This is a genomic window from Fictibacillus sp. BK138, assembly GCF_004216955.1.
In the GTDB taxonomy this organism is placed as follows: domain Bacteria; phylum Bacillota; class Bacilli; order Bacillales; family Fictibacillaceae; genus Fictibacillus.
This window is the reverse complement of record NZ_SGXL01000001.1, coordinates 1,901,092-1,927,765: the sequence shown is the minus strand read 5'-3', so window position 1 is coordinate 1,927,765 and position 26,674 is coordinate 1,901,092. Positions and strand designations below refer to the sequence as shown.

28 protein-coding genes and 1 tRNA gene are annotated in these 26,674 nt (G+C 37.4%); 25 read left to right on the top strand and 4 right to left on the bottom strand.

Annotation, left to right across the window (positions count from 1 at the left end; genetic code table 11):
- The 4 genes from EV282_RS09530 (at position 1) to EV282_RS09515 (ending at position 3,984) form a co-directional block, all read left to right on the top strand.
- Positions 1-1,269 carry an aminotransferase class I/II-fold pyridoxal phosphate-dependent enzyme gene (locus EV282_RS09530; RefSeq protein WP_130295612.1) on the top strand — a complete coding sequence of 423 codons (1,269 nt, stop codon included), beginning with the start codon at positions 1-3 and terminating at the stop codon, positions 1,267-1,269.
- A 122-nt stretch (positions 1,270-1,391) separates the two neighbouring features.
- Entirely contained in the window at positions 1,392-1,793 is a 402-nt protein-coding gene (locus tag EV282_RS09525) for a MerR family transcriptional regulator (RefSeq protein ID WP_130295611.1), read from the top strand.
- A 76-nt stretch (positions 1,794-1,869) separates the two neighbouring features.
- A complete protein-coding gene (gene glnA / locus EV282_RS09520) occupies positions 1,870-3,204 on the top strand; it encodes a type I glutamate--ammonia ligase (RefSeq protein WP_066289654.1) in 1,335 nt (444 codons plus the stop codon).
- Between the two features lie 297 nt (positions 3,205-3,501).
- Entirely contained in the window at positions 3,502-3,984 is a 483-nt protein-coding gene (locus tag EV282_RS09515; protein WP_130295610.1) for a hypothetical protein, read from the top strand.
- Positions 3,985-4,044: 60 nt separating this feature from the next.
- Here the strand turns inward: EV282_RS09515 and lexA are convergent, their stop codons facing one another.
- Positions 4,045-4,659, bottom strand: coding sequence for a transcriptional repressor LexA (lexA, locus tag EV282_RS09510; protein ID WP_066289770.1), 615 nt, complete (start codon positions 4,657-4,659; stop codon positions 4,045-4,047).
- A 160-nt stretch (positions 4,660-4,819) separates the two neighbouring features.
- On the opposite strand from lexA, the gene yneA reads away from it, so the two are divergent.
- The 14 genes from yneA to EV282_RS09440 all read left to right on the top strand — a co-directional run bounded on the left by yneA (position 4,820) and on the right by EV282_RS09440 (position 17,211).
- On the top strand, positions 4,820-5,086 hold the full coding sequence (yneA, locus tag EV282_RS09505) for a cell division suppressor protein YneA (RefSeq protein WP_130295609.1): 267 nt from the start codon (positions 4,820-4,822) through the stop codon (positions 5,084-5,086).
- A 17-nt stretch (positions 5,087-5,103) separates the two neighbouring features.
- Entirely contained in the window at positions 5,104-5,748 is a 645-nt protein-coding gene (locus EV282_RS09500; RefSeq protein WP_130295608.1) for a YneB family resolvase-like protein, read from the top strand.
- A gap of 60 nt (positions 5,749-5,808) precedes the next feature.
- Complete coding sequence (locus EV282_RS09495; RefSeq protein ID WP_130295607.1) at positions 5,809-6,048, top strand: DUF896 domain-containing protein; 240 nt, start codon at positions 5,809-5,811, stop codon at positions 6,046-6,048.
- Positions 6,049-6,153: 105 nt separating this feature from the next.
- A complete protein-coding gene (locus EV282_RS09490; protein WP_165389410.1) occupies positions 6,154-6,438 on the top strand; it encodes a HesB/YadR/YfhF family protein in 285 nt (94 codons plus the stop codon).
- Positions 6,439-6,613: 175 nt separating this feature from the next.
- On the top strand, positions 6,614-8,617 hold the full coding sequence (tkt, locus tag EV282_RS09485; protein ID WP_413466108.1) for a transketolase: 2,004 nt from the start codon (positions 6,614-6,616) through the stop codon (positions 8,615-8,617).
- 149 nt (positions 8,618-8,766) lie between these two features.
- The gene (sirA, locus tag EV282_RS09480) at positions 8,767-9,207 is read left to right on the top strand and encodes a sporulation inhibitor of replication protein SirA (RefSeq protein WP_130295604.1); all 441 of its coding nucleotides are present in this window, start codon (positions 8,767-8,769) and stop codon (positions 9,205-9,207) included.
- Between the two features lie 78 nt (positions 9,208-9,285).
- Positions 9,286-9,504 (top strand): YneF family protein, encoded by a 219-nt coding sequence (locus EV282_RS09475; protein ID WP_077364545.1) that lies wholly within the window; start codon positions 9,286-9,288, stop codon positions 9,502-9,504.
- Between the two features lie 77 nt (positions 9,505-9,581).
- Positions 9,582-10,625 carry a tRNA 2-selenouridine(34) synthase MnmH gene (mnmH, locus tag EV282_RS09470; RefSeq protein WP_165389409.1) on the top strand — a complete coding sequence of 348 codons (1,044 nt, stop codon included), beginning with the start codon at positions 9,582-9,584 and terminating at the stop codon, positions 10,623-10,625.
- Between the two features lie 114 nt (positions 10,626-10,739).
- Positions 10,740-12,491, top strand: coding sequence for an ABC transporter transmembrane domain-containing protein (locus EV282_RS09465; RefSeq protein WP_130295602.1), 1,752 nt, complete (start codon positions 10,740-10,742; stop codon positions 12,489-12,491).
- Complete coding sequence (locus tag EV282_RS09460) at positions 12,488-14,299, top strand: ABC transporter ATP-binding protein (protein WP_425590192.1); 1,812 nt, start codon at positions 12,488-12,490, stop codon at positions 14,297-14,299. Before EV282_RS09465 ends, EV282_RS09460 begins: the two co-directional genes overlap by 4 nt.
- 290 nt (positions 14,300-14,589) lie before the next feature.
- Positions 14,590-15,447 (top strand): M15 family metallopeptidase, encoded by an 858-nt coding sequence (locus tag EV282_RS09455; protein ID WP_242611847.1) that lies wholly within the window; start codon positions 14,590-14,592, stop codon positions 15,445-15,447.
- 103 nt (positions 15,448-15,550) lie between these two features.
- Positions 15,551-16,261: a cytochrome c biogenesis CcdA family protein gene (locus tag EV282_RS09450; RefSeq protein ID WP_130295600.1), complete on the top strand. Its 711-nt coding sequence runs from the start codon at positions 15,551-15,553 to the stop codon at positions 16,259-16,261.
- 27 nt (positions 16,262-16,288) lie between these two features.
- A complete protein-coding gene (locus EV282_RS09445) occupies positions 16,289-16,744 on the top strand; it encodes a Na(+)/H(+) antiporter subunit B (RefSeq protein ID WP_130295599.1) in 456 nt (151 codons plus the stop codon).
- Between the two features lie 2 nt (positions 16,745-16,746).
- Positions 16,747-17,211, top strand: a complete 465-nt coding sequence (locus EV282_RS09440; protein ID WP_130295598.1) for a CcdC family protein — start codon at positions 16,747-16,749, stop codon at positions 17,209-17,211.
- Between the two features lie 35 nt (positions 17,212-17,246).
- Here EV282_RS09440 and EV282_RS09435 read toward each other — a convergent pair whose 3' ends face one another.
- On the bottom strand, positions 17,247-17,672 hold the full coding sequence (locus tag EV282_RS09435; RefSeq protein WP_130295597.1) for a DUF2621 domain-containing protein: 426 nt from the start codon (positions 17,670-17,672) through the stop codon (positions 17,247-17,249).
- Positions 17,673-17,698: 26 nt separating this feature from the next.
- Positions 17,699-17,795, bottom strand: a tRNA-Sec gene (locus EV282_RS20205).
- A 658-nt stretch (positions 17,796-18,453) separates the two neighbouring features.
- Between EV282_RS20205 and selB the strand changes: the two genes are divergently transcribed.
- The 5 genes from selB to phnC are packed head-to-tail and all read left to right on the top strand — an operon-like array spanning position 18,454 to position 23,779.
- Positions 18,454-20,343, top strand: a complete 1,890-nt coding sequence (gene selB / locus EV282_RS09430; RefSeq protein ID WP_130295596.1) for a selenocysteine-specific translation elongation factor — start codon at positions 18,454-18,456, stop codon at positions 20,341-20,343.
- A 3-nt stretch (positions 20,344-20,346) separates the two neighbouring features.
- Positions 20,347-21,375 (top strand): glycosyltransferase family 4 protein, encoded by a 1,029-nt coding sequence (locus EV282_RS09425; protein WP_130295595.1) that lies wholly within the window; start codon positions 20,347-20,349, stop codon positions 21,373-21,375.
- Entirely contained in the window at positions 21,372-22,265 is an 894-nt protein-coding gene (phnD, locus tag EV282_RS09420; RefSeq protein ID WP_130295594.1) for a phosphate/phosphite/phosphonate ABC transporter substrate-binding protein, read from the top strand. Before EV282_RS09425 ends, phnD begins: the two co-directional genes overlap by 4 nt.
- A 9-nt stretch (positions 22,266-22,274) precedes the next feature.
- Positions 22,275-23,033 carry a phosphonate ABC transporter, permease protein PhnE gene (gene phnE, locus EV282_RS09415; RefSeq protein ID WP_130295593.1) on the top strand — a complete coding sequence of 253 codons (759 nt, stop codon included), beginning with the start codon at positions 22,275-22,277 and terminating at the stop codon, positions 23,031-23,033.
- An 8-nt stretch (positions 23,034-23,041) separates the two neighbouring features.
- Positions 23,042-23,779 carry a phosphonate ABC transporter ATP-binding protein gene (phnC, locus tag EV282_RS09410; RefSeq protein WP_130295592.1) on the top strand — a complete coding sequence of 246 codons (738 nt, stop codon included), beginning with the start codon at positions 23,042-23,044 and terminating at the stop codon, positions 23,777-23,779.
- A 27-nt stretch (positions 23,780-23,806) separates the two neighbouring features.
- On the opposite strand, the gene selD is transcribed toward phnC, so the two are convergent.
- Positions 23,807-24,862 (bottom strand): selenide, water dikinase SelD, encoded by a 1,056-nt coding sequence (selD, locus tag EV282_RS09405; protein WP_130295591.1) that lies wholly within the window; start codon positions 24,860-24,862, stop codon positions 23,807-23,809.
- A 93-nt stretch (positions 24,863-24,955) separates the two neighbouring features.
- Between selD and EV282_RS20570 the strand changes: the two genes are divergently transcribed.
- Complete coding sequence (locus EV282_RS20570; RefSeq protein ID WP_413466110.1) at positions 24,956-25,192, top strand: Rdx family protein; 237 nt, start codon at positions 24,956-24,958, stop codon at positions 25,190-25,192.
- Between the two features lie 56 nt (positions 25,193-25,248).
- Positions 25,249-26,631 carry an L-seryl-tRNA(Sec) selenium transferase gene (gene selA / locus EV282_RS09395; protein ID WP_130295589.1) on the top strand — a complete coding sequence of 461 codons (1,383 nt, stop codon included), beginning with the start codon at positions 25,249-25,251 and terminating at the stop codon, positions 26,629-26,631.
- Positions 26,632-26,674: the final 43 nt, after the last annotated feature.

Sequence of the window (26,674 nt, the reverse complement as noted above, 5' to 3'; positions counted from 1 at the left end):
ATGTATTCGCAGTTTCAGAACGGAGAAATCTTAGAGATAACAGCAAAAAAAGTAGCAGATCGTATAAAGGATGTTCATGAATCGATCGATTCAATAGCACAGTATAATCAACTTAAAGTTTTAAAAGCATTTCAAAAAAATCAGGTTGGAGACCATCATTTCAACCCGTCAACTGGATATGGCTATGATGATTCTGGACGGGATACTCTTGAAAAGGTCTATGCAGATGTCTTTCAAGCAGAGGCGGCTATAGTCAGGCCGCAAATCATTTCGGGAACACATGCGATCACATTATCGCTTTTTGGCGTGCTTCGCCCAGGGGATGAACTTTTATATATAACTGGGAAACCTTATGATACTCTAGAAGAAATTGTTGGGATCAGAGGATCAGGTGAAGGGTCATTAAAAGAATATAACATCTCATATAAGCATGTTGACTTAACTGCACAAGGTGAAATAGATTACGAAGCGGTTACGGGATCTATTACAGAAAAGACAAAAATGATTGGTATTCAGCGTTCCAAAGGGTATGCTGACCGTCCATCATTTACAGTGAATGATATTAAAGAAATGATCGATTATGTAAAACGAATTAAAAAAGACGTAATCGTATTTGTTGATAATTGCTATGGTGAATTTGTTGAACAAACGGAGCCAATCGAAGCTGGTGCAGATATCATAGCAGGTTCTTTGATAAAAAATCCTGGGGGAGGTCTTGCGAAAACAGGAGGATATATCGCTGGAACAGAATCCTTGATTAACAGGATTTCTTACCGTCTTACTTCCCCTGGAATCGGAAGAGAAGCAGGTGCATCACTTTACAGTTTGCAAGAAATGTATCAAGGCTTTTTCTTAGCTCCCCACGTAACAGCACAAGCCTTGAAAGGAGCTGTTTTTACAGCCGCATTCTTGGAAGAGCTAGGCATGGAAACCCGGCCGGCATGGCATGAGAGAAGAACAGATCTCATCCAGTCCGTTATCTTCGGAGACAAAGAGAGAATGATTACATTCTGTCAGGCTATCCAAAAATCATCACCAATTAATTCATTTGCAGTTCCTTATCCTGATTACATGCCAGGTTATGAAGATGACGTCATTATGGCTGCAGGAACATTTATTCAAGGAGCGAGTATAGAGCTTACAGCTGATGGGCCGATAAGACCGCCGTATATTGCATTTGTACAGGGAGGACTTACCTTAGAACATGTCAAGATTGCTGTTATCTCTGCTGTAGATGAACTTTTAACACATGGTTTAATAAAAAAATAAGCATCTTAAAAAGGCCACTCTTGGCCTTTTTTTAATTTGATGTTACTTTTTCTAACATTATGTTTGACATGTTAGCTTTTCTGACATAAGATATAAAAAGAAGTTGGAAGGAGGTAATCATAATGAACGATATGAACCGCAGGAACTTACCTTTGTTCCCAATTAGCATTGTTATGCAGCTGACTGAATTGTCTGCAAGACAGATTCGCTATTATGAAGAACATGAGTTGATTCATCCTGCAAGGACAGAAGGTAATCGTCGTTTGTTTTCTTTCAATGATGTAGATAAGCTTCTTGAGATTAAAGCAATGCTTGAACAAGGTGTGAATCTGGCTGGAATCAAGAAAGTATTTGAACTTAACGAACAGGCAGCTGAATTACTTAAAAATCAGCAAAATGTTCAAGGAGTAAAAGAAATTTCAGAATCTGCGCTTCATCGCCGTCTAAAACGGGAATTGATTCATGCAGGAAGACATGGGAAGACCTCATTAATTCAAGGAGAACTTTCCAGGTTTTTTCACTAAACAAAAACAAAATAATACTTAATAGGTGAACAATCGCCTTAAATAGGCGTTTTTATATTTAAAGGAGGAGAAAGATTTGGCTAAGTACACTAAAGATGACATTTTAAGAATGGTAAAAGAAGAAAATGTAAGGTTCATTCGTTTGCAATTCACAGATTTATTAGGTGTAATTAAAAACGTTGAGATTCCAATCGGACAGCTTGAAAAAGCTTTGGAAAATAAAATGATGTTTGACGGATCTTCAATTGAAGGGTTTGTACGAATTGAAGAATCTGATATGAATCTATTTCCTGATTTAGATACATTTATGATTTTCCCTTGGACATCTGAAAAAGGTAAAGTTGCACGTTTGATCTGTGATATTTACATGCCAGATGGAAATCCGTTTGATGGAGACCCGCGCGGTATTCTAAAGCGAGTATTAAAAGAGATGGAAGACCTAGGATTCTCAGACTTCAACATTGGACCTGAACCTGAATTCTTCTTGTTCAAAAATGATGAAAAAGGTGAGCCTACACTTGAATTAAATGACAAAGGCGGTTACTTTGACCTTGCTCCAACAGACCTTGGTGAAAACTGCCGAAGAGATATCGTATTAGAGCTTGAAGATATGGGCTTTGAAATTGAAGCATCTCACCATGAGGTAGCGCCTGGTCAGCATGAGATTGACTTTAAATATGCGGATGCGGTAAGTACCTGTGATAACATCCAAACATTTAAGCTTGCAGTTAAAACCATTGCACGTAAACACGGGCTTCACGCTACATTCATGGCAAAACCATTATTCGGTGTAAATGGTTCTGGTATGCATGCGAATATGTCTTTATTTAAAGACGGCGAAAACGTGTTTTATGATGAAAAGTCTGAAACAGGATTAAGTGAAACTGCCATGCATTTCTTAGCTGGTATCTTAAAGCACGCACAAGGCTTTACAGCAATTACAAACCCTACTGTAAACTCATATAAGCGTCTAGTTCCTGGGTATGAAGCCCCTTGTTATGTAGCTTGGTCTATGCAAAACAGAAGTCCATTAATCCGTATTCCAGCATCACGCGGTATCAGCACACGTATCGAAGTTCGAAGTGTTGACCCAACTGCTAACCCATATCTTGCAATGGCAGTATTGCTTGCATCAGGTCTTGATGGAATCAAGAATAAATTAGCAGCTCCAAAGCCTGTTGACCGTAACATCTACGTAATGGATAAAGATGAGCGAGAAGCAGAAGGAATTCAAGATCTTCCAGCAACATTAAAAGAAGCTCTAGTTCTTTTCAGTAAAAATGAAGTTCTTACAAAAGCTCTTGGCGAGCATGCTACAGAACATTTCATTGAAGCTAAAGAGATCGAGTGGGATATGTTCCGTACACAAGTTCACCCTTGGGAACGCGAACAATATATGAGCATGTATTAAAATTCAAACCCCTGATACTAATTGGTATCAGGGGTTTTTGTTCTTTTAATATTGTTGAATAATATTCCATTCTTTTGTTTTTTGAAATCTCATGTGGTTTACTCTTTTAAAATAAAAAAACTCATATCATTGCGGATATTAAATAGGTGGTTATAATGATTTCTCCCTTTGTAAGTACATGAAAAGAAGAGATGTTAATAAATAGTCTCTTCTTTTTTGTATTCACAAATTTTTGTTTGAAAACTAATGAATAAATTGGTTTGACAAAGGTACCCTGTTTATGACAGGAGATTTTTTATGTGGTTGCTAATCCTTACTATTACAATTCTTTTAATAATTATATATGTAATGCCAAAAAACATTACGAAATCAGAGGCTTTATTTTCTGTATTTTTTTCAATGGCTTTTCAGCAACTGGTTGATTGTTATTTAGATTTTAAATATGACCTTTATGGATATTTCAGTGTTGATGTTGATTCAGAGTACATCTTGGTTTTACTGCTTTTATTCCCTGCTTTTAAACTTGTATTTATTAATTTTTTTCCTTTTGGTTTAAGCATTCGCTCAAAAGTTAAATACATATTATTTTGGACAGTTTTTTCAACTCTCTATGAATACGGATCCCTTTATACAAGTCTGTTCTATTATCATGGGTGGCGAATAGAATGGTCAATTGCTCTTCAATTAATGGATATGTATTTTATCTTTTTCGTAAATGGAAAGCTGAAGAGCAAGATAGTAATTCCCTCGGATAAGTTTAATGGTTTTATTATTCGATGAATTTAAAAGCACAAAAAAACAAGCCATTTTTTAAAATAGCTTGCTAAAATTACTTATGAATTAATGGATACTCCTGTAAACCCCTATTACTTTACCTAAGATTGTACAGCTCTGCAGAATAATAGGCTCCATAGAAGAGTTCTCTGGCTGAAGCCTGATATGATTCTTTTCTTTAAAGAATCGTTTTACAGTAGCTTCATCTTCATCGGTCATTGCCACGATAATATCTCCATTATTTGCTGTTGGCTGCTGCTTTACAACTACCAAATCTTTGTTAAAGATCCCTGCTTCGATCATACTGTCTCCAACAACGGAAAGCATAAAAACATTTTCATCTCCAACAACATGTTCGGGAAGAGGGAAATATTCTTCTACATTTTCAACAGCGCTGATTGGAAGCCCTGCCGTTACTTTACCGATAACCGGAATCGATACAGATCTAACAGAAGGAATATTATCCTCTAAACCTAATACCTCGATCGCCCTTGGTTTGGTTGGGTCCCTGCGTATTAATCCCTTTTTTTCAAGTCTTGCTAAATGTCCATGAACAGTAGAACTCGAGGCGAGTCCAACGGCTTCACCAATTTCTCTAACAGAAGGCGGATAGCCTTTTTGTGATACTTCTTCTTTTATAAAAGCCAGAATATCCAATTGCCGTCTGGATAACTTAGTCATTTTTAAGCACCTCACCAGATTTTTTATCTATAAAAAGTATAGCATGGCATTCTTGCAGATACAAACATAAGTTCGAAAAAATGTGTTGACACCGAACAAACGTTCCAGCTATTATAGAAATAAGAAATACGAACAAACGTTTGTTGAAAGGGGAATTATAATGAAACAAGGGACGTTGCATGTTATTGTATTTTTAGGTTTAGTAGGTGGAATCTTTTTTACATTATCTAATCTTGCATCACAGGATAAACAATATATAGAAGTTACAATTGAAGAAGGAGACTCACTATGGAGTCTTTCTGAAGAATACAATGCAAAACATCATTATTCCAACTGGGAGTTTATTAAGTGGGTAGAACAAAAAAACAGTGTAAATGCGGCGGCTGTATTTCCTGGTCAGAAAGTAATAATCCCGGTTAATAAATAAAAAGCAGGTCTTAATCAATGAAAGCGATCATTTATTGCAGAGTCAGTACAGAAAAGGATGAACAAACCACATCGATTGAAAGACAAAAAGCAGAGCTGTTAAAGCTGGCACATCAATTTAACTTAGAAGTACTTGATTGTATTTCTGAAAAAGCTAGCGGTTATTCACTGGAACGAGAAGAACTATTGAGTGTATTGGATATGGCAAGGGATGGTGAATTTCACTATCTGCTTGTACAGGATGATACTCGTTTAGGAAGAGGAAAGGCGAAGATGGCGATTCTCCATCAATTGATGAAATACAACATAAAAGTATTTACATTAACACATAACGGAGAATATACTTTGACTGAAGCGGATGAAATGGTCCTAGATATTGTTTCCACAGTAGAGGAATATCAGCGGAAGCTCCATAATATGAAGATTAGAAGAGGTATGAAAAAAGCGGTAAGGGATGGATATAAACCTCAGAAAAATCTTAAGAACAAAACTTATGGAGGCCGTGAAAAAAAAGAAGTACCTATTAACGAAATAGTTCGGCTAAAAGATATGAAGCTGACTTTTCATGATATTGCTGCAACACTCAGAGGGCTAGGCTATAATATCTCAAAAGCTACAGTGCATCGAAGATACAGAGAATATATGGAAAATACGGATAACTAGAAATTCCTTTTCTACTCATGTAAGATTGAGAGAAAGAGATGTTAAAAGGAGTTTTTTTAGATGTTATCTAAAGATAAAATGCAAAGAATAAATGAATTGTCCAGAAAATCAAAGCAAACAGAGCTATCGAACGATGAAAAAATTGAACAAAAAAAACTGCGAGAAGAATATCTTCAAGTATTTAGAAAATCATTTGTTCAAGACTTGCATGGAGTTACATTTGTCGATCCGAACGGAAATGATGTAACACCTGAAAAATTAAAGAGAAGTAAAGATAATAAAAACAACCTTAAACATTAATACTTAATGCCTATTTGCCAGTGTGCAAATAGGCATTTTTTTCTGTTGCATTAAATATTAATTAGTATATACTGTTATATAACAACTTTGAAAGGGGAGAATATTTTGACTTTTTCAATCACGAGTGCAGCTGCTAATCTTTATAAAGATATTGAATTAGGAGCAAAAGAAGGTTTACGTTTGTTTGTGAAGTATGCAGGTAGCGGTGATTCTGGAGGCTTTTCACTTGGTGTCACTCCTGCTGTTCCGGAAGAAAATGACTACATTCAGGAAGTAGAAGGATTAAGATTTTTTGTTAAAGCTGAAGAAAGCTGGTTTGCTGAAAATATGAAGCTTGATTATGATGAAAAAACGGATTATTTCTCTTGTCAGATTCCTAGATTAGCTTAAAATAAATGATACCGCCTGTACTATAACAACGTATCGTTGCAATAGTTTCAGGCGGTTTTTGTATGAACTGGAGAGGGTAATGGTAAAATAACAGTAGTTTATGATGTGTTTACCTTGTCTAATTGGACATGAAGGTTTATTATGTAATTCAAAACTGTTTAGTACATATGAAGGGATGATTTTTTTGTCACGTAATATTGATGAATTAGCAATTAATACGATCAGAACACTATCCATTGACAGCATAGAAAAGGCGAATTCAGGCCATCCAGGAATGCCGATGGGTGCAGCGCCAATGGCGTATAGCCTTTGGGCGAAATATATGAACCATAACCCATCTAATCCAGAATGGTTTAACCGTGACCGATTTGTTTTATCAGCGGGCCATGGTTCAATGCTCTTGTATAGCTTGCTGCATTTAAGCGGTTATGGGTTAACGATTGAAGACTTGCAGCAATTCAGACAATGGGGAAGCAAAACTCCTGGTCATCCTGAATACGGTCATACAGTCGGTGTAGAAGCAACTACTGGTCCGCTTGGACAAGGGATTGCGATGGCTGTCGGAATGGCTATGGCAGAACGTCACCTCGCTGCAAAATATAACCGTGAAGGCTACGAAGTAATCGATCATTATACGTATTCCATCTGTGGGGACGGAGACTTAATGGAAGGTGTATCAGCAGAAGCTGCTTCATTAGCTGGGCACCTTGGATTAGGAAGAATGATTGTTCTTTATGATTCGAACGACATTTCTTTGGATGGCGATCTGCATCATTCATTCTCTGAGAATGTACAGCAAAGATTTGAATCTTATGGCTGGCAAGTTCTATTTGTAGAAGATGGAACTAACTTGGAAGAAATCGAAAAGGCTATTGCAGAAGCACGTGAAGAGTTAAATAAACCGACACTTATCGAAGTTAAAACAGTAATCGGCCACGGTTCACCGAATAAGTCTGGTAAATCAGCTTCACATGGTGCACCACTTGGGAAAGATGAAATACTTTTAACAAAAGAAGCATACAAGTGGACATTTGAGAATGACTTTCATGTGCCTGATGAAGTTAAATCACATTTTGAACAGTTAAAGTCTGAAGGTCAGACAAAAGAAGAGGATTGGAACAAGCAGTTTAAGGCTTATGAAGAAGCTTATCCTGAATTGGCTCAAGAACTTCAACAAGCTATTAAAGGAGAGCTTCCAGAAAATTGGGATCAAGATATGCCTGAATTTGATAAGGCAATTGCTACCCGTTCTTCAGCTGGAAAAGCGTTAAATGTACTTGCTAAAAACGTTCCATCTATCTTTGGAGGATCCGCGGATCTAGCCGGCTCAAACAAAACACTTTTAGAAGGCGAAGTAAACTTTAGCCGAAACGATTATAGCGGGCGTAACATCTGGTTTGGTGTTCGTGAATTCGCAATGGGAGCGGCATTAAACGGAATGGCACTACATGGTGGACTTAAAGTATACGGCGGAACATTTTTTGTTTTCTCTGATTACGTTCGTCCTGCAATCCGCTTGTCTGCATTGATGGGGCTGCCTGTGACATATGTATTAACACATGACAGTGTAATGGTTGGAGAGGACGGCCCTACTCATGAGCCCGTTGAACAGCTTGCTTCATTACGTGCTCTTCCTAACCTAAACTTGATTCGTCCTGCTGACGGATATGAATCAAATGCAGCATGGAAGATTGCCGTTGAAAGTAAAGATCAGCCGACTGCACTAGTTCTAAGCCGTCAAGACTTGCCTATCTTGAAAAATACTAAAGAAAAGGCATATGAAGGTGTAAAACGCGGTGCTTATGTAGTGTCTCCATCTGAATCAGAGGCTGAAGTACTTCTTCTCTCTGCTGGGTCAGAGGTAAGTTTGGCTGTAGAAGCTCAAGAACTTCTGAAAAATGAAGGCATCTCAGCGTCTGTTGTATCCATGCCTTCTTGGGAGAGCTTCGATAAGCAGGATTCAGATTATAAAGAATCAGTACTTCCAAAACATATTACAAAACGATTAGCGATTGAAATGGGTGCTTCATTAGGATGGCATAAATATGTTGGACTAGAAGGTGACACATTAGCGATCGATACTTTTGGAGCTTCTGCCCCTGGTGAAGTTATTCAAAAAGAGTATGGCTTCACACCAGAAAATGTAGTAAAGCGTGTTAAAGAAATGCTAAATAAGTAAAAAGATTTTTAAAAGGAAGGTTTTCAAACGAAAACCTTCTTTTCTTTGTTTTTCGACAAAAAAAGTTGTTTTTCACTTTGTTTTTTAGACAAGCTTTTTCTCCAAATTTGTTTATACTTTCAGCAAAGAAGTTGGAGAGGAGCTTTTATATGAGAGAATTTTATATCTATTTAATAACAAAAGAAGTTGCTCATTCCTACTATGGAAAAGAAAATAAACTTTTTCAATTATTTTATGAAGAACAGCGTTCATCAGGTATATTTAAACAAATCTTAAACAAGCAGATCGGGTACATAACATCCTCCATTTCTGTTTCGCAGCTTGAGGAACATTTTTGGCTTCAATTAAGTAATAAATATGATTGGCAATGTGAAGGTCAAACCTATACACTTGCATGTAAGAACAGTAAAGTAAGAATTGAATTGAACGAAAGGTATCTCCATTTGTACAGCATTGGAAATTTTGAGGCAGAAACTATCATTTTTGAAGCATTAAGGCAATTTGAATCATACTTCTTAGCGATGGATTATGGTGAAAGAAAATACGGATGGCTGTCACCTTTTAAGCTGAACATGGTGTATGCTACTTAATTAACTTTCAAATGTTGTATGTACCCTATAACTTGTAGTAAACTAGTTCTAGACAACATGAAGGAGGAAGTTTTAACAATGAGTACTGGAATGGTAATCCTTGTGGCGGCACTTTCACTGATTGCAGGCGTTGCGATCGGATTTTTTATTGCCCGCAAGTATATGATGAGTTATTTACAAAAAAATCCACCGATTAATGAAAATATGTTGCGTGTGATGATGATGCAGATGGGTCAAAAGCCTTCGCAAAAGAAAATTAACCAAATGATGCAGGCTATGAACAAGCAGATGAAGTAAGTGTACAAGCACCCTGAGTAAAATCGGGTGCTTGTTTTCGTTCTAATTGCTTAAAGCGTCAAAAAAGGATGATGATTATGAACGATATAAAAACAATCCAGATAAATGAAATAGATTCTGATTCACATCTGCTTTTTGATGTCAGGTCCCCTAAAGAATATGAAGAATATCATATACCTGGTGCAAAATGCTTAAGTATTTTTTCAAATGATGAACGAGCAGAAATTGGAACGATCTATAAGCAAAATAGTAAGGAACAAGCAATGGAACGCGGGCTTGAGATTGTAGCTCCCAAATTGCCGCAGTTTTTTAAGTCAATTAAGTCAGAGATGGCAGAAAATCCGGAAAAGCAAGTTGTGATTTATTGTGCGAGAGGTGGGATGCGTTCAAAAAGTATCGCTCAAACAATGTCGATGATGGGGATACATTGTTTGCAGTTAGATGGCGGGATACGTTCTTACAGAAAGCAGATTGAAAGAATGCTTGATGAATATTCACAATATCCGAAAAACATCATAGTTATTGAAGGCTATACAGGCACAATGAAAACTAAGTTTTTGGAGAAACTGCAGGATGAAGGATATCCAGTAATAAATTTAGAGGGAATGGCTAGTCATAAAGGGTCAATTTTTGGAAGAATTGGAGAAGAACCCGCTTCACAGAAAAAGTTTGAATCAAGATTGTTTGAGCGTTTAAAAGATTTAAAAGACTCTCCTGTTTTAATTATTGAATCTGAAAGCAAACGAATCGGAAGGGTTGTTGTTCCCGATTTTTTGTTAGAAGGAAAGTATTCAGGCACCCGAATCCATATCGATATGCCTTTTGGGATGCGTGTAAAGTATATTTGTAATGTATATGATCCGATGTTGCATAAGGAAGAAATTGAAGAAGCAGTATTGAAACTTTCAAAAAGGATTCCATTTCCTATCATGACCGAGATCGAAGAAGCACTCGCACATCAAGAATATGAAAAAGTCGTTTCTTTCTTGCTTGAAAACTATTATGATCCAAAGTATGAGTTTGCTGAACAAAAATATGAAAGTCAATGTATCAAGGTATGTGGAGATTCTTTTGATTACCTTTACAACGAAATTAAGAATGAAATTAACAAAATTCTTTAACTTATTTAAAAGACTGCTCTTAAGGTAGTCTTTTTTTATGAACTTTTTTCTTTTCGGAATTTTCATATATTGGTAAACTATACTTGTTTTAGTTGCATATATGGGGGGACAGATATGAAGGTTTTTATGCAATTGATGTGGTATTTCAAACAAGAGAAAGTTCGATATCTCGGCGGCATCATTATGCTTGCGTTCGTTTCATTGGGTCTGTTAGTACCGCCTAAAATTGTCGGTCTGACTGTCGATCACATTAAGGGAGGTACCTTGACAGAAGAATTGTTATGGCGATATGGGGGATTGCTAATTGCAATTGCTGTAGGCATCTATGTTCTGAGGTATATTTGGAGAATATTAATCTTCGGTGCAGCGGTAAAACTTGCTATGCTGCTGAGAAACAAGCTATATGAGCACTTTACAAAGAAATCGCAAGAATTTTATCAAAAGCGCCGAGTGGGAGATCTTATGGCTCACTCAACAAATGATCTTCAAGCTATCCAGCAAACGGCAGGGGATGGTGTTCTGACCTTAGTAGATTCATTGATGATGGGTGGATTTACTTTGATTGCAATGGCCACAACGATCAGCTGGAAGCTTACCCTCGTAAGTTTACTTCCCTTACCTGTAATGGCATGGGCGACGAATAAATATGGCACTATGCTTCATAAACGATTTCACAGTGCGCAGGAAGCATTTTCGTCACTTAACGATAAAGTGCAGGAAAGTATATCTGGAACTCGTGTAATAAAAGCATTCGGACAGGAAACAGAGGATATTAACAGCTTTAAAGAATTATCAAAAGATGCTGTTAGAAAGAATATGGCGGTCGCTCGAATAGATTCATTGTTTGATCCTACAATTTCACTGATTATCGGCTTTTCATTCTTTCTAGCAGTTAGCTATGGATCATCTTTAGTCATTCAAGGTGAACTTACAATAGGAGAACTAGTATCGTTCACCAGTTACCTGGGATTATTAATCTGGCCAATGCTGGCATTTGGGTGGCTTTTTAATATCGTGGAAAGAGGAAGAGCGTCATATGATCGAATCGAAACATTACTGGCAGTTAGAGAGGAGATTTTGGATGAAGGGACAATTTCTAAGCTGCCAAAAGGTAATATTGAATTTCGTCTGAAGGAATTTAGTTATCTTGGAAAGAGTCCTGTGTTAAAGGACGTCAGTTTCACTTTGAAGAGTGGCCAGTCAATTGGAATCGTCGGAAAAACAGGGAGCGGGAAAACAACACTGTGCAGAATGCTTCTCCGTGAATATCACATCCAAAGAGATGATATTCTTCTAGATGGGGAAGATATCTGTGATTACCGGCTGCATATATTACGATCGGCGATTGGTTATGTACCTCAAGATCATTTTCTTTTTTCTGCTACCATCGCAGAAAACATTGCTTTCGGAAAGGTTGATTCCCCTTTTTCGGAAATAAAAGGAGCTGCAGAAACGGCTTCTATTCACAAAGATATTACCCAGTTTAAATATGGATATGAAACAGTTGTTGGTGAAAGAGGAGTAACGTTATCAGGAGGACAAAAGCAACGGATATCGATAGCGAGATCTCTTGTGACAGATCCTGAAATTCTGATTCTGGATGACTCATTATCTGCTGTCGATGCAAAAACCGAAGAAGAAATCCTTCAGAACTTAAAAGAAAAAAGAAAAAACAAAACAACAATTATTACCGCTCACAGATTGTCTTCTATCGCTCATTGTGACTTAATTATTGTTATGGATAAAGGCACCATTATTCAAAGGGGGACACATCAGTCCTTATTATGTGAAGAAGGATGGTATAAGGAGACTTACGAAAGGCAGGCTCTTGAAACATTGATCGCACAAGGAGGTGGATCCAAATGAGTGGAGACGGCAATGTACAACTAAATGAAGAATTGAATCATATGAATCAATGGACTGTTTTTAAACGTCTCATGTCGTATACAAAAATGCATAAGAAACGGCTTTCTATTGCTTTTCTTCTTCTATTGGCTGCTACTGCCTCAGAACTTACAGCACCGATATTAGTCAAAACGTTTATCGATGATTATTTAACACCTCGGATTTTCGATCAACAAGCACTCATTATTCTTGGGTGCAGTTATATTAGTCTAATTGTGTTGTCAGCATTCGTGAATTATATTCAATTTGTCTTGTTCCAGTCGGTAGCTTTAGACATCATTCAAACATTAAGGATTCAAGTATTCTCAAAAGTACATTCATTAGGGTTGAAATTCTTTGACCGCACTCCAGTCGGAAGTCTTGTTTCAAGGATCACGAATGATACAGAAGCAGTTAAAGATCTATATGTGAGTGTTCTGTCCACGTTTGTCCAGAACATTGTTTTTCTATTTGGTATTTTTGGATTTATGTTTTATTTAAATGTTAAACTTGCGCTTTTTTGTTTAGGTATATTACCATTTATTATTTGTATCATGTGGCTGTACAGAAAGTATAGTTCAAGATCTTTTTATGAAATGAGAGAAAAGCTCAGTCAGTTGAATGCTAAGTTAAACGAGTCACTTCAAGGTATGTCAATCGTTCAAGTCTTTAATCAGCAAAAAAGACTCAAGGAAGAATTTGCGCAAGTAAACAATGAACATAACGATGCTCAGATGAGAAATATAAAATATAATGGCTTACTTTTAAGACCAGCTGTAGACCTTATCTATATGCTGGCTCTTCTGATGATCTTATCCTTTTTTGGCATAAAGTCGTTTGATTCACCAGTTGAAATCGGTGTGATTTATGCTTTCATCAACTACTTGGATCGTTTTTTCGAACCTGTAAATATGATGATGATGAGGCTTTCGATTTTTCAGCAAGCAGTTGTATCTGCCGGAAGAGTATTTACCGTTATGGACGAAACTGAACTTGCTCCAGTTAAAAGATACACAGGTACATTAGACCCTGTTATAGGCAACGGAAAAATTGAATTTAAGAATGTGTCTTTTTCCTATGATGGCGAACAAGAAGTGCTAAAAAATATTTCATTTACCGCTAACCCAGGAGAAACTGTTGCATTAGTAGGGCATACAGGCAGTGGTAAAAGTTCCATTATTAATTTGCTTATGCGTTTTTATGATGTGGAAAAAGGTGAGATATTGATCGATGATATTCCTTTGTCACATTTCGATAATGATGAACTCAGGAAAAAAGTTGGTCTTGTGCTTCAGGATCCATTTTTATTCGTAGGAGATATCGCTCAAAACATCCGATTATACAACAAAGAAATAACAGATGAAGATATTGAGGCAGCGGCACGATTTGTTCAAGCTACAAGCTTTATTGAAAGATTGCCTGAAGAATATAATACGATAATGGGTGAAAGAGGAGCTTCATTTTCGAGCGGACAAAGACAGTTGATTTCATTTGCGAGAACGATGGCATTTTCTCCGAGAATTCTCATTTTAGATGAAGCAACAGCGAACATAGATACTGAGACGGAAGAAGAGATACAGCTTGCTCTTCATAAGATGAGAAGCGGAAGAACAACGATCGCAATCGCGCACAGATTATCAACGATTCAGGATGCAGAGTTAATTTTAGTTCTTCATAAAGGTGAAATCGTTGAAAGAGGAACACATCAAGAGCTGTTGAAGCAGCGGGGATTATATCATAAGATGTTTTTGCTGCAGCATGGTACAGATACAATAGAAGAAGTCAGTTAAGGGGCTGCTCCGAAAGTAAGTTTTACTTACTTTTGGCAGCCTTAAATTTTTATTCTATCAAATAAAAAATTGATATTAACGTAAGCGTTGTTGTTTTGGAAATAATGAATTTTGGTAGCAAGTATGTTTATAAAAAAAGGGTGAATCAAATATTTTTATTTTGAATCATCCTATTTTTTGTCTGAAATTTTTCGAATATATGAATATATTTATTAGGTCATTGACTTATTTGCAAATTATCCTATGATAAGATAGCATACATACAAACTGAACTAAAGGATGAGAGTGTTTTGAAGAAATATGTATTAACATCGGTGCTTATGGGAAGCGTGTTAGTCCTCTCTGCTTGTAAACCAGTAGATTGGGCTGAACAACAATGGAACTCAGCATTTAACAATTCGAAAGAGGAAAAAGCGGAAAAACCGGAAAAACAAAACGAAAATGAACAACAGAAAGACGAACGAAAAGATGAAAAGCCAACTGAGACAGATGGAGATGAAGAACAGGATCAACAAACAGATCTTCCTTGGCTTAGTGAAACCGTAACTGTTTCGGGTGACGGGAAATCAATTGTTCAAAACCTAGATGACATGCTTATCGTTGCAAACAAGGAAAGAAATCTTCCAGAAGACTATGAGCCAGCTGATCTGGTTGTTCCTGATGTTCCTTTTCCTTTTAAAGAAGATCTGCCTAAAAAGAAATTAAGAAAAGAAGCCGCATCGTCAGTAGAACTTTTATTTAAAGCTGCCCAAGAACAAGGTCTAGAACTATTGGCTCAGTCAGGATACCGCTCTTATGATACACAGGTTGCGATCTTTGCATACAATGCAGATCAGTATGGCGAGCATAAAGCCAATCAAACGAGTGCACAGCCGGGGCAAAGTGAGCACCAGACCGGCCTTTCACTGGATGTAACTTCACCACAAGTAAACTATGAACTTGTCGAAAAGTTCGGTGAAACAAAAGAAGGAAAGTGGCTTGCTGAAAATGCTTATAAATATGGATTCATAATTAGATATCTAAAAGGCAAAGAAGATATAACGGGATATCAGTATGAGCCATGGCATCTAAGATATGTCGGAAAAGAACATGCCAAGGAAATACATGATCGTGGAATAACGTTAGAAGAATATTTGCAAAAGCCATAAGTATACTTTAAGACAGCCTGTTGATGGCTGTCTTTCTTAATGATTGAACAAAACGGCTATTTTCTTTAAGATAGAGAGAGAATGTATAAAGGAGCTTCTGCGAATGACCGATCTAAACATTTGGCTTGCTTTCGGGGCCGGGCTGCTGTCTTTTATTTCACCATGCTGCTTGCCCTTATATCCGGCATTTTTATCCTATATCACCGGAATATCAGTTCAGGAACTAAAAGAAGAACAAGCGATGCTCAGAAAGAGAGCCCTGCTACATACAGCTTTTTTCTTATTAGGGTTTTCCATCATATTTATCGTTCTTGGTCTGTCTACAACGATAATCGGAGAATTTTTTGTTGAGTATCAATCTTTATTAAGGCAGATCGGGGCCATCATCATTGTCTTTTTTGGCTTGGTAGTTATAGGTTTCATCTCACCTGAATTCTTAATGAAGGATAAAAAGATGAAGTTCCAATCAAGACCAACTGGCTATTTAGGTTCAGTTTTGATAGGTATCGGTTTCGCTGCAGGCTGGACACCATGTATGGGTCCGATCCTTGCAGGAGTTATAGCGCTCGGTGTATCCAACCCAGCTGCTTCATTAACGTATATGATTGCATATGTTTTAGGGTTTGCTGTTCCGTTTTTTGTTTTAAGTTTCTTTTTGGACAAACTAAAACCAATAAAAAAATTCAATCGTCAATTTATGAAAATCGGTGGAAGTCTAATGGTTATAATGGGAGTCCTTCTCTATTTTAACTGGATGACCCAATTGACTTCGTTTTTAATCAACCGTGTTTTTGGAGGTTTCCAAGGTTTCTAAGAGCAACATAGGAAGGGGAATTGCAACATGTCATCACGCTCAAATGATCTTATTTTAAAAACAACAACAAATATCATTGTTTTCGTTATTCTAGCCTTCTCTGTAAATATGTTATTTTCAGGTCATAATGCACCTGGAGGAGGCTTTATAGGAGGATTGATGGGAGCTGGAGCTTTTTTGCTTCTTTATATCTCATATGGGCTTCAGCCGGTAGATAGAATCTTACCGATTAATTTTACCTATATGATCGCTGCAGGATTGCTGACGGCAATTTTAACAGGTGCCGGATCTTTTGTACTAGGTGTACCGTTTTTGAGTCATTCCTTCGGTTATTTTTATCTCCCTCTGTTAGGGAAAACAGAACTTGCTACTGCTATGCTGTTTGATCTTGGTGTTTATCTGACGGTAATCGGAGTAACGATGACGATTATTCTTTCCATTGCAGAAGACAAAATTGAAAAAGTGGAAGAGGAAGGTAACTAACCGTGTTCTTTATAGCTAGTACTTGTTTTGCCATCATCATGGCAGTGATTATTTTTAATTTCAGAATGAGGGAAACGAGAGAACCTGTAACATCTAAAAAAATCATAATTCCACCTATAGCTATGAGCACAGGCTTTCTTCAATTTGTATTCCCCGCTTTTCACATCACTTGGATCGAAGCAGGGGAGGCCTTTTTAGTCGGAATAATGTTTTCAATCTTTCTGATCATGACAAGTAAGTTTGAAATCAAAGGAAATCATGTATATCTCGTTAGGTCTAAAGCTTTTATCTTCATCATTATCGGACTGTTTGCTATTAGGTTAGGGTTAAAATGGTATATCGGATCTTCTATTTCCATATTCGAAACGAGCTCATTATTTTTTATAGTAGCATTTGGTATGATATTGCCGTGGCGGTTAGCGATGCTATTTTTGTTTATGAAAAAGAAGAACGAGATCGCTTTATAGAAAAACCCCTGAATCTTAGTTGGATTCAGGGGTTTTTATGCGAGCAGTGATTGATATGGTTTAATATCAATGTTTTTCTTCTTTAGTGTTTTTATCAGCCATTTATGATCACGTTTCGGCGTAGCAATGATATAGCCTCTTATGATTAAATCCTCTGTCATTGAAACCGCATTTTCAGCTAATGCGAGCTCACCGATCTTGCCTGCGATCTTTTCTTTTGCAACATCACGGAAAAGTTCAGGTACTGGAGCTACTAATTCATTTAATAGTTTCTTTTGATCATCATTCCATAAGTGGATCGTTTCATTAATATAATGATCCTGCCAATCCAAGATGGATTTACCATCTTTTTTCGGAAGGCGCTTTAAAAACTTTCGGAACATGAAATAACCGCCAATGGCAAACATCGTAAATAAAAAAACGGACCATAGAACAATAAAGGTGATGAACCATCCAGACAATGCGTCCACCTCATATGTATTTTATTTGGCGGGACCATGTGGGAATCGAACCCACCGGAGACGGCACGCGCCTCCCAAAAGGTTTTGAAGACCCAGGCAAGCACCAGCTACACATCTGGCCCCAAGATCTGCCTTAGAATAAAAGATAATTTCTTTTATTCACAAAGACTAGTATAGACTATTGAAATTTAAAATCCAAGTACATTGTTTTTACATTTTTAAAAAATCGAAGGTGGGGGAGGGGAGTTCCGGTTTTAAGAGAGGAGAAATTAGATAAGAGGTATTGAGAAGTTATACTAATTTTTCTTAGATTTAGAATCTTATTTAAAGGGTCCTATAAAAGAATGTGGCTGCAGCTAGTTTGTAAGAACTTTTTCATATAACTAAATTAAAGCAGAGATGCGAGACATCCAACAGGATAAGTAGAAATTATTCTCTATTAAAAACAGCAATTTATACGGAAACGAGCTTGCTAATGAAACCTCGCGCAGCACTGATACAGTTCGCCGATTTTGACTATAACAGTTTATCCTATATAACAGTTAGAAATCAGCACTATAACAGATTGATCTGTGGACAACTGTGAATAACTTTGATTGTGGATAACCTGTGTGTATCCAGCGATGAATATTTATACAATCATGCATAAAGGGTGCGGGAAATAATTTTGTTTGACCAATGCTAAATGATACTATGAATGTAAACAAAGTTATAAATCTTGTGTTTTTTCATCTGTTTTCATAAAGTGTAAAAGAATATGTACATATAGGTGGTTTAAACGATGACGATAAACTATTATACAATCGGTATGGCTGGACATATCGACCATGGAAAGACAACACTTACGAAAGCATTGAGCGGTGTTGATACAGATACTTTGAAAGAAGAGAAAGCACGTAAGATCACTATAGAACCAGGTTTTGCCCCGTTTCCTTTAACTGACAGCATTCATACATCGATCGTAGATGTGCCAGGTCATGAAAAATTAATTCGACAGATGATAGCAGGGGTTGCTGGAATCGATCTTGTTTTGTTGGTCATAGCAGCTGATGAGGGTGTCATGCCCCAAACGAGAGAACATTTTGAGATTCTTTCATTCCTTGATATTCAAAAGGGAATGATCGTTGTTACAAAGTCTGATTTAATTGATGATGAAATGAAACTCCTTATTGAAGAGGAGATCTCTGAGCTTACTAAGGATTCCGTCTTTCAATGGTTTCCCGTTCATTTCGTTGATAGTCTTTCTATGAGCGGTATTAACGATTTGAAAGAATCAATAGCTAATCATTTGAACGATACAGAAACGAGATCTGCGTCTGGACCATTCCGCTTGCCAATCGATCATATTTTTACGGTAAAAGGACAAGGGACTGTTGTACGAGGAACAGTGTACGAAGGTGAAGTTCATGAAGGTGATGAGCTGGAAATTCAGCCAGGGGGTGAAAAAGTTAAAGTAAGAAAACTGCAGGTTCACAAAGAAAGCGTACTGAATGCAAAAGCAGGTCAAAGGGCTGCTATCAATCTTTCCGGAGGCTCGAAGCTCGATTGGAAAAGAGGTCATGTTTTACTGACTCCAGGTGTTTTTTCAGTAACAGATACAGTGGACCTTGTATTAACTACAGGAAAAGAATGGGCAGGAAAGTTAAAGCAGAGAACACAGATTAAATTTTACACAGGAACAGCTGAAGTAATGGGTAAGCTCATATTCTTTGATAGAAACGAACTCGAAAACTCGACAGATCATGTTTTTTGTCAAGTGCGCTTAGAAGAACAAATCGTAACAAAACGAGGCGACCGTTTCATTGTTCGCCGGCCATCTCCTGAAGAAACAATTGGGGGCGGAGAAGTAATTGATCCAAACGGAACTGCTTATAAATTTGGAATAGGTACCATTCGAATGCTTCAGCAAAAATACGAGGGAACCCCTCATGAAAGAGTTTTACAAACTCTTCAGAAAAAAGGATCATTGACACCAGGAGAACTTGTGAAACTTACAGATATGGAAGAGCCTGTATTGGATAAGGTCTTACATGAACTTGTAGAGCTGAAGTCTGTTACTTTTATTAGTGGCTATTATATTGATGAAGAAACAATTAAACGAACAGAAACTGATCTGATCCAAAAATTAACTGTGTTTCACGATGATTATCCATTACGGCAAGGTATTCCCATGGCAGAGGTTGTACAATCGTTAAAAGGTAAGCTTCTCCAAAAAGCAAGCAGCGGTTATATTGATAGATTGATCCAGTTATCTACTATTAAAATTACTGATCAATTTATCCATCTGCCGGCATTTAAGCCGCACTTCCCGAAGAAATGGGAAAAACGCATGTCCCAAGTTGTAAATATCCTAGAAGAAAAGAAGCTTGAACCTGATGATCTTCTTTCAACTTATGAAGCACATCAACTACCAGAAAACCTCTACTCAGATTTTAAGTATTTTTTAGTTAATCATGATAAAGCACTTGTTTTGTTTGACGATGTTTTAATTGAAAAGAACACATTCGATTCGGCAGTTGATTTGCTGAAAAGTCAGACAGAGCAAAGTTTTACTGTTCAAGAAGCAAAAAATGTTCTTAATATTTCAAGGAAGTTTTTGATTCCTATTTTGGAATGTATGGATTCAAAAGGGTATACTGTGAGAGATGCTAACTTAAGGAAATGGGTGTAAGGATTGAAGGATCGTGCATTACAAGTAATGTTTTTCACCCCGTATTTTCATCAAAATCGCGGGAACTCAACAACAGCGAGAAGAATTCAGCACGGCTTACAAAAAGAGAAGGTTTCTGTTTATGTGTATGCGTATGAAGAAGAAGAGCTTACACAAGAGATTCGTGAGCAAATGGATAAGGCAGATGTTTTTCATATATTGCAGTTTGCCCGTTTTTTAAGCTGGTCACAAAAACATCAAATCGAATTAAATAAGCCTTACGTTGTCACTTCAGGCGGAACAGATATTAACCAATCGTTAAAAGAGGATGAAAAAATGTATGCTCCTCTTTTACAAAAAGCAAAGGCTGTTACCGTATTTACGGAAAAGGCAAAGGAATCACTCATCATGGATCATGGATTTTCAAAAGAGTTCATACATGTGATACCACAAAGTGTTTATTTACCTGAAAATAAGGATGAGACGAAGCTAATGCTGCCTGAAGGTAATCCAAGAATTTTACTGCCTGCAGGGTTGCGAAGTATAAAAGATGTGCTCTATGCCATTCCTGCTTTAGCAAAATTAAGAGCTGGATATCCACAAACTGTGTTTTTAATATTAGGGGCAAACTTGGATGATGGGGTATACGAAGAAGTTCGGAAAACTTGTGCAAAATATGAATGGGTTCATTATCTGCCTGAAATAGATTTGTCTAAGATGAAAGAAGTTTATAATTGGGCTGATATTGTAATAAATACATCTATTTCCGAAGGACAGCCAACTTCTTTACTGGAGGCAATGATTGAATATAAACCTGTAATTGCGAGAGATAACACAGGTAATACGAGTATTATTAAGCACAAGGTAAACGGTATGATATTTCGTGACGTAAACGAATTGTTTGATTCTTTAAAACGAATCGTATCAGATAATGCTTTTACACAAAAAGTGATCCGAAACGGGTATCATACTGTAATTGAGAACCACAATTTGAGTAAGGAAATAAACTCATATGTTTGTTTGTATGAGACAATAAAGGAGAATCGTAAATGAAAAAATTAGGTATGTTGTTTGTAATTCTAGCACTGTTAATATCTGCATGCGGTACAAAAGAAGAAAATAAAGATAAAGGTGCAGGCAATAAAGATGGAGTGTTCACAATAGGTGTTATTCCAGCTCAAACAGAAGGTGAAATGAAGGGAGCGCTTGATAAGCTACAGAACATTTTAAGCGAAAAAATGGATCGTGAAGTAAAGATCACTTCTTATCCTGATTACAATGGGGTGGTAGAAGCGATGAATTATGAAAAGATTGATATGGCATATTTCGGACCTCTTACATACGTAGTTGCTCAAGAGGAAAGCGGAGCAAAAGCGATCGTAACACAGCTTATAAAAGGCGAACCATTTTATTATTCTTACTTAATTACTCACAAAGACAGTAAATATGAGACTATTGAAGATATGATAAAAGATGCGAAAAACGTAAAATTTGCTTTCGGTGATCCTTCTTCAACTTCTGGTTCATTAATTCCGGGGATCAAGCTAAAAGATGAAGGTGTATATAAGAGTGAAGCTGAAAATGATTTCAAAAATGTGAGGTTTACTGGGTCACATGACGCTACTGCACTTGCCGTTCAAAATAAACAAGTTGATGTCGGAGCGATTGATAGTGCCATCTATGACAAGCTTGTAGAAGAAGGAACAGTTGATGGGAAACAGTTTAAAGTAATCTGGAAGTCTGAAAAACTGTTTCAATATCCTTGGGCCGTGGCAAAAAATACAGATAAAGAAACAATGAAACAGCTGCAAGATATTTTCTTGGATATTAAAGATAAAGAGATCCTTGATGCATTCGGAGCAACCGGTTTTACAAAAGCGGAGAACAAAGATTACGAAAGTATCCGCAAGGCGGCTATAAAAGAAGGTATGATCAAAGAATAGAGGGGAACAATGGTTTGGTTTAAAAAGAGACAATTCTTTGTCTTTCTCATCATTGCGGTTCTCGCAGTTTATAGTATGAGATTGACAGAGTTCGACCTTTCTAAGTTTCGGGACTTTGAAAATATGGGAGATTTTCTATCAAAATGGTTTCCGATGAATACAGATAGTCTTCCTTACTTATTTACAGAAAGTGTTTTGACGATATCCATCGCATTTTTGGGGAGTTTGTTCGGATTGATCATTGCACTTCCATTGAGCTTTCAGGCAGCGCGAAATACGAGCGGTCATCGCTTGATTTTTGCAGCTACTAGGTTCTATCTCAGCTTTTTACGATCAGTTCCAGAATTTGTATTTGGTTTAATATTATTAACCACATTAGGACTCGGCCCATTTCCAGCGGTTATCGCAATTGTACTCCATAACATCGGAGTGCTAGGAAAGCTCATCTCAGAGCTGATTGAAGCAGCTGATAAAGGTCCGATGGAAGCGATGTCTGCTGTAGGAGCTAAACGCTGGATCGGCAATTTGTTTGCCATTCTTCCTCAGATCTGGCCAAATGTTCTTTCACAATTTTTTTACCGGTTCGAAGTAGCTATCAGGACTTCCCTCATATTAGGTCTGATTGGCGGTGGCGGAATCGGTCAGCAGCTTTTTATTCACTTTAAGACATTTCAATATCAGCTAGTATCTGTAGATGTTTTGTTGATCATGATCATGGTAATTTTAGTAGATTACATTGGCGGGAAAATACGGGAAAAGGTTATTTAGGTGGTAAGATGATCAAATTCGAAAATGTGTCAGTTTTATATCCTGGTGCAGCTGAACCAGCTTTGAAAGATTTGAGCATCCATTTTAATCAAGGGGAGTTCGTGTGTGTATTAGGCAAGAGCGGTGCAGGGAAATCTACATTTATCCGATGCATCAATGGACTTCAACCGGTCTCAGAAGGAACAGTAAAATGGAATGATAAATCGCTAGCTGAAATGACTCCTAAAGAAAATTTAGAGGTTCGCCGCAAAACGGGAATGATTTTTCAGCATTTTAACTTAATTCCTAGGATGAGTGTTGTTCAAAACATATTAACAGGACTGTTTGGCTATAAAAAATCTTATGAAAATCTGCTCGGTTTATTTGATTCAAATGAAAGAATGTCTGCTTTAGAGGCAATAGATCAAGTTGAATTAACAGTGGAGCCAACAAGAAGAGTTGAGAATCTGAGCGGTGGACAAAAGCAAAGGGTAGCAATTGCAAGAGCGCTTATTCAAAATCCTAAAGTATTTTTAGGAGACGAACCTGTGGCTAGTTTAGATCCTGGTACGGCTGAGAGAATTTTTCATCTTTTAAAAGAAACTCATATCAAGCGAAACTTAGTATCGATTATCAATGTTCATGATGTTGGTCTTGCAAAAAAATTTGCGACAAGAATTATTGCTTTGAAAAAAGGAAAACTCATTTTTGATGGCTCCCCAGAAAATTTTGACGAAAAGGTTTATGCTGAAACATATAACCAGTAAAAAAAACTCCGGAAATCCGGAGTTTTTTTAATTAGCAATGATCGGTTTGTCAGTTAGTTCAGTAACTTTTCCAACAATACGAGCATACTGTCTGCCTTCTGCATGAAGACGTTTAATATATTCCTCTGCTTCATCTTCAGGCATGCTCACTAATAGTCCTCCGGAAGTTACCGCATCACATAATATATGCTGCTGCCATACCTCGAGGTGATCACCATACGTCACGTCTTCTTGAATCCAGCGATGGTTTGCTTTTGATCCGCCAGGGACGACCCCTTCTTGAGCGAGTTCTACAGTGCCAGGAAGTAAAGGTACGTCTTCAAAATTGATGTGTATGGAAATGTCTCCAGTGCCTTTAGCCATTTCTGTGGCATGACCGAGCAGACCGAATCCAGTAACATCTGTTACAGCATGAGGAGAAAGACCGTCTAAACATTCTGCAGCTGTTTTATTTAGTTCTGCCATCGTTTCAGTCACAAGCTGGAGCTGTTCTGATGTAAGTTTATCTTTTTTAATAGCAGTTGTCTGAATGCCTACACCAACCGGTTTTGTCAGAACGAGTGCATCACCAGGTCTTGCACCAACGTTTTTAAAAACCTTAGAAGGGTGTACGAGACCCGTTACAGATAGGCCGAATTTCGGCTCAGCATCGTCAATGGAATGTCCGCCTACAAGAACAGCACCAGACTCCTTTACTTTGTCTGCAGCACCTTTAAGTATTTCTGCTAATACATCGTGACCTAGTACTCCGATCGGAAAACCAACGATATTCATGACGGTAGTGGGACGTCCGCCCATCGCGTAAACATCACTTAAAGAATTTGCCGCAGCAATCTGACCAAACATATACGGATCATCAACGATCGGGGTGAAGAAATCAACCGTCTGAATCATTGCAAGTTCATCCGTTAATTTATAGACTCCGGCATCATCAGATGTATCAAGACCTACTAAAAGATTAGGGTCATAATCTCTTTCGGGTAAATGACGCAAAACTTGCGCCAGGTCTTCAGGACCAATTTTGCATCCTCAGCCACCTTTTGATGACAGATGGGTAAGCTTTACTTTATCTTTGCTTGTCATATGTATTACGCACCTCCTATAGGTAGTATAAACAATTTTTTTGTTTATTGGCTAAGGATATACTAAAATAGTCTTAAAAAAGGAGGATGAATGATGAAAGTTAGTATCGAATTCTGCATGATGTGAAACTTTGCACCAAAAGCCGCGAGTCTCGCGGAAGACCTTTTTAGTCATTTTCGTTCACAGATTCCATCACTTGAGCTTATCCCTAGTTCGGGTGGGGTTTTCGAAGTATCTGTTAATGGCAGTAAAATCTATTCGAAAAAGGAAACGGGAGAATTTCCAGATCACGAATGGATCATTCAAGAACTTGAAAAATTGAAAGCTTAAATGGAAAATTCCTCCTAAAAAGGATTTTTATTTAAGCCTTTTAGGAGGAATTTCATTTGAATAAATCTGATCTTTTAAGGCAGTTGCCTGCTGTTCATGAAGTTACGAAAGAAATCAGTTTTGAAGTGAGCGGTATTAATGAGAAGGAAATAACGCGCGCTGTTCAGGATGCGATAGCATTCTGGCGGAATCGTATACAAACGGATAAGGATTCCATTGACTTGAACACTGATATTTATGGACTCATTAAAAAAACGGTCATAAAAAAGTTAGGCAGTCACAAAAATCAGATTCACACAGTTATAAATGCAAGCGGTGTCGTAATCCATACAAATCTGGGAAGATCACGGCTCAGTGAAAAGGCTGTTAAAAGAATGACACAAACAGCCTGTATGTATTCGAACCTGGAGTATAACCTAGAACAAGGGAAAAGAGGTTCAAGACACGATCTGACGGAAGATTTAATAAAGAGATCGACGGGTGCAGAAGCAGCCCTTGTAGTAAACAATAATGCTGCTGCAGTTTATCTTATATTAAAAGCTCTTGCGAAAAGTAGGGAAGTAATTGTTTCTAGAGGCGAGCTTGTTGAGATAGGCGGTTCCTTTCGTGTGTCATCGATCATGGAGGAGAGTGGTGCCCTTTTAAAAGAAGTAGGTACTACGAACAAAACCCATTACGCTGACTATGAAAAAGCGATAAACGAAAATACTGGCATGGTGATGAAAGTACATACGAGCAACTTTAAAGTTATCGGATTCACAAAAAGTGTTTCTTCAGCTGAATTGATGGAACTAAAAAAGGATACACCAGAGGTTATCATCTATGAAGATCTGGGAAGTGGGGCACTTTATCCCTTCCAATCGCATGAAATCGGTGAAGAACCTTTAGTTTCTTCTATAATCAATCAAGGAATTGATTTAGTTTCGTTTAGTGGTGATAAGCTGTTAGGCGGGCCACAGGCAGGGATCATAGCGGGTAAAAAGAAATATATCGATATCTTAAAGAAACATCAGCTCGCACGTGTCCTTCGTATCGATAAATTTACAATCGCTGCATTGAATGAAACCTTAAATGCATATCTTAACGAAGATTTTGAATCTATTCCGACAGTACGGGATATTTTAAAAACCCCTGATGAGATTAAAAATAGAACACTTAAATTAATGAGCCAGATTGAAAATCGGGACAATTTACAGGTAGATCTCATTGAAGACTTTTCAAAAGTAGGTGGAGGCACAATGCCTGAAGTAAAACTGCCAACATATTGTCTTGTATTAAAACATGATAAAGGCGCATCTCATTTAGCAAACCTGCTACGCGAAAACCGAGTGCCAATAATCGTACGAATTAAAGATGAAGAAGTGCTTTTGGATCTAAGAACAGTAACGGAGGAAGAAGAAGCAATATTAATTGAAGCAATAAATTCAGTCGTTGCTTAAAAATAATTTTGGATAATAATGTAAAAACATATGATGACACCTA

Bases quoted from the DNA above. Each gene is read 5' to 3' on its own strand.
- EV282_RS09530 (WP_130295612.1), top strand. From the start codon at position 1: ATGTATTCGCAGTTTCAGAACGGAGAAATCTTAGAGATAACAGCAAAA.
- EV282_RS09525 (WP_130295611.1), top strand. From the start codon at position 1,392: ATGAACGATATGAACCGCAGGAACTTACCTTTGTTCCCAATTAGCATT.
- EV282_RS09515 (WP_130295610.1), top strand. From the start codon at position 3,502: ATGTGGTTGCTAATCCTTACTATTACAATTCTTTTAATAATTATATAT.
- lexA (WP_066289770.1), bottom strand. From the start codon at position 4,659: ATGACTAAGTTATCCAGACGGCAATTGGATATTCTGGCTTTTATAAAA.
- yneA (WP_130295609.1), top strand. From the start codon at position 4,820: ATGAAACAAGGGACGTTGCATGTTATTGTATTTTTAGGTTTAGTAGGT.
- EV282_RS09500 (WP_130295608.1), top strand. From the start codon at position 5,104: ATGAAAGCGATCATTTATTGCAGAGTCAGTACAGAAAAGGATGAACAA.
- EV282_RS09495 (WP_130295607.1), top strand. From the start codon at position 5,809: ATGTTATCTAAAGATAAAATGCAAAGAATAAATGAATTGTCCAGAAAA.
- tkt (WP_413466108.1), top strand. From the start codon at position 6,614: ATGATTTTTTTGTCACGTAATATTGATGAATTAGCAATTAATACGATC.
- sirA (WP_130295604.1), top strand. From the start codon at position 8,767: ATGAGAGAATTTTATATCTATTTAATAACAAAAGAAGTTGCTCATTCC.
- EV282_RS09475 (WP_077364545.1), top strand. From the start codon at position 9,286: ATGAGTACTGGAATGGTAATCCTTGTGGCGGCACTTTCACTGATTGCA.
- mnmH (WP_165389409.1), top strand. From the start codon at position 9,582: ATGAACGATATAAAAACAATCCAGATAAATGAAATAGATTCTGATTCA.
- EV282_RS09465 (WP_130295602.1), top strand. From the start codon at position 10,740: ATGAAGGTTTTTATGCAATTGATGTGGTATTTCAAACAAGAGAAAGTT.
- EV282_RS09460 (WP_425590192.1), top strand. From the start codon at position 12,488: ATGAGTGGAGACGGCAATGTACAACTAAATGAAGAATTGAATCATATG.
- EV282_RS09450 (WP_130295600.1), top strand. From the start codon at position 15,551: ATGACCGATCTAAACATTTGGCTTGCTTTCGGGGCCGGGCTGCTGTCT.
- EV282_RS09445 (WP_130295599.1), top strand. From the start codon at position 16,289: ATGTCATCACGCTCAAATGATCTTATTTTAAAAACAACAACAAATATC.
- selB (WP_130295596.1), top strand. From the start codon at position 18,454: ATGACGATAAACTATTATACAATCGGTATGGCTGGACATATCGACCAT.
- phnD (WP_130295594.1), top strand. From the start codon at position 21,372: ATGAAAAAATTAGGTATGTTGTTTGTAATTCTAGCACTGTTAATATCT.
- phnE (WP_130295593.1), top strand. From the start codon at position 22,275: ATGGTTTGGTTTAAAAAGAGACAATTCTTTGTCTTTCTCATCATTGCG.
- phnC (WP_130295592.1), top strand. From the start codon at position 23,042: ATGATCAAATTCGAAAATGTGTCAGTTTTATATCCTGGTGCAGCTGAA.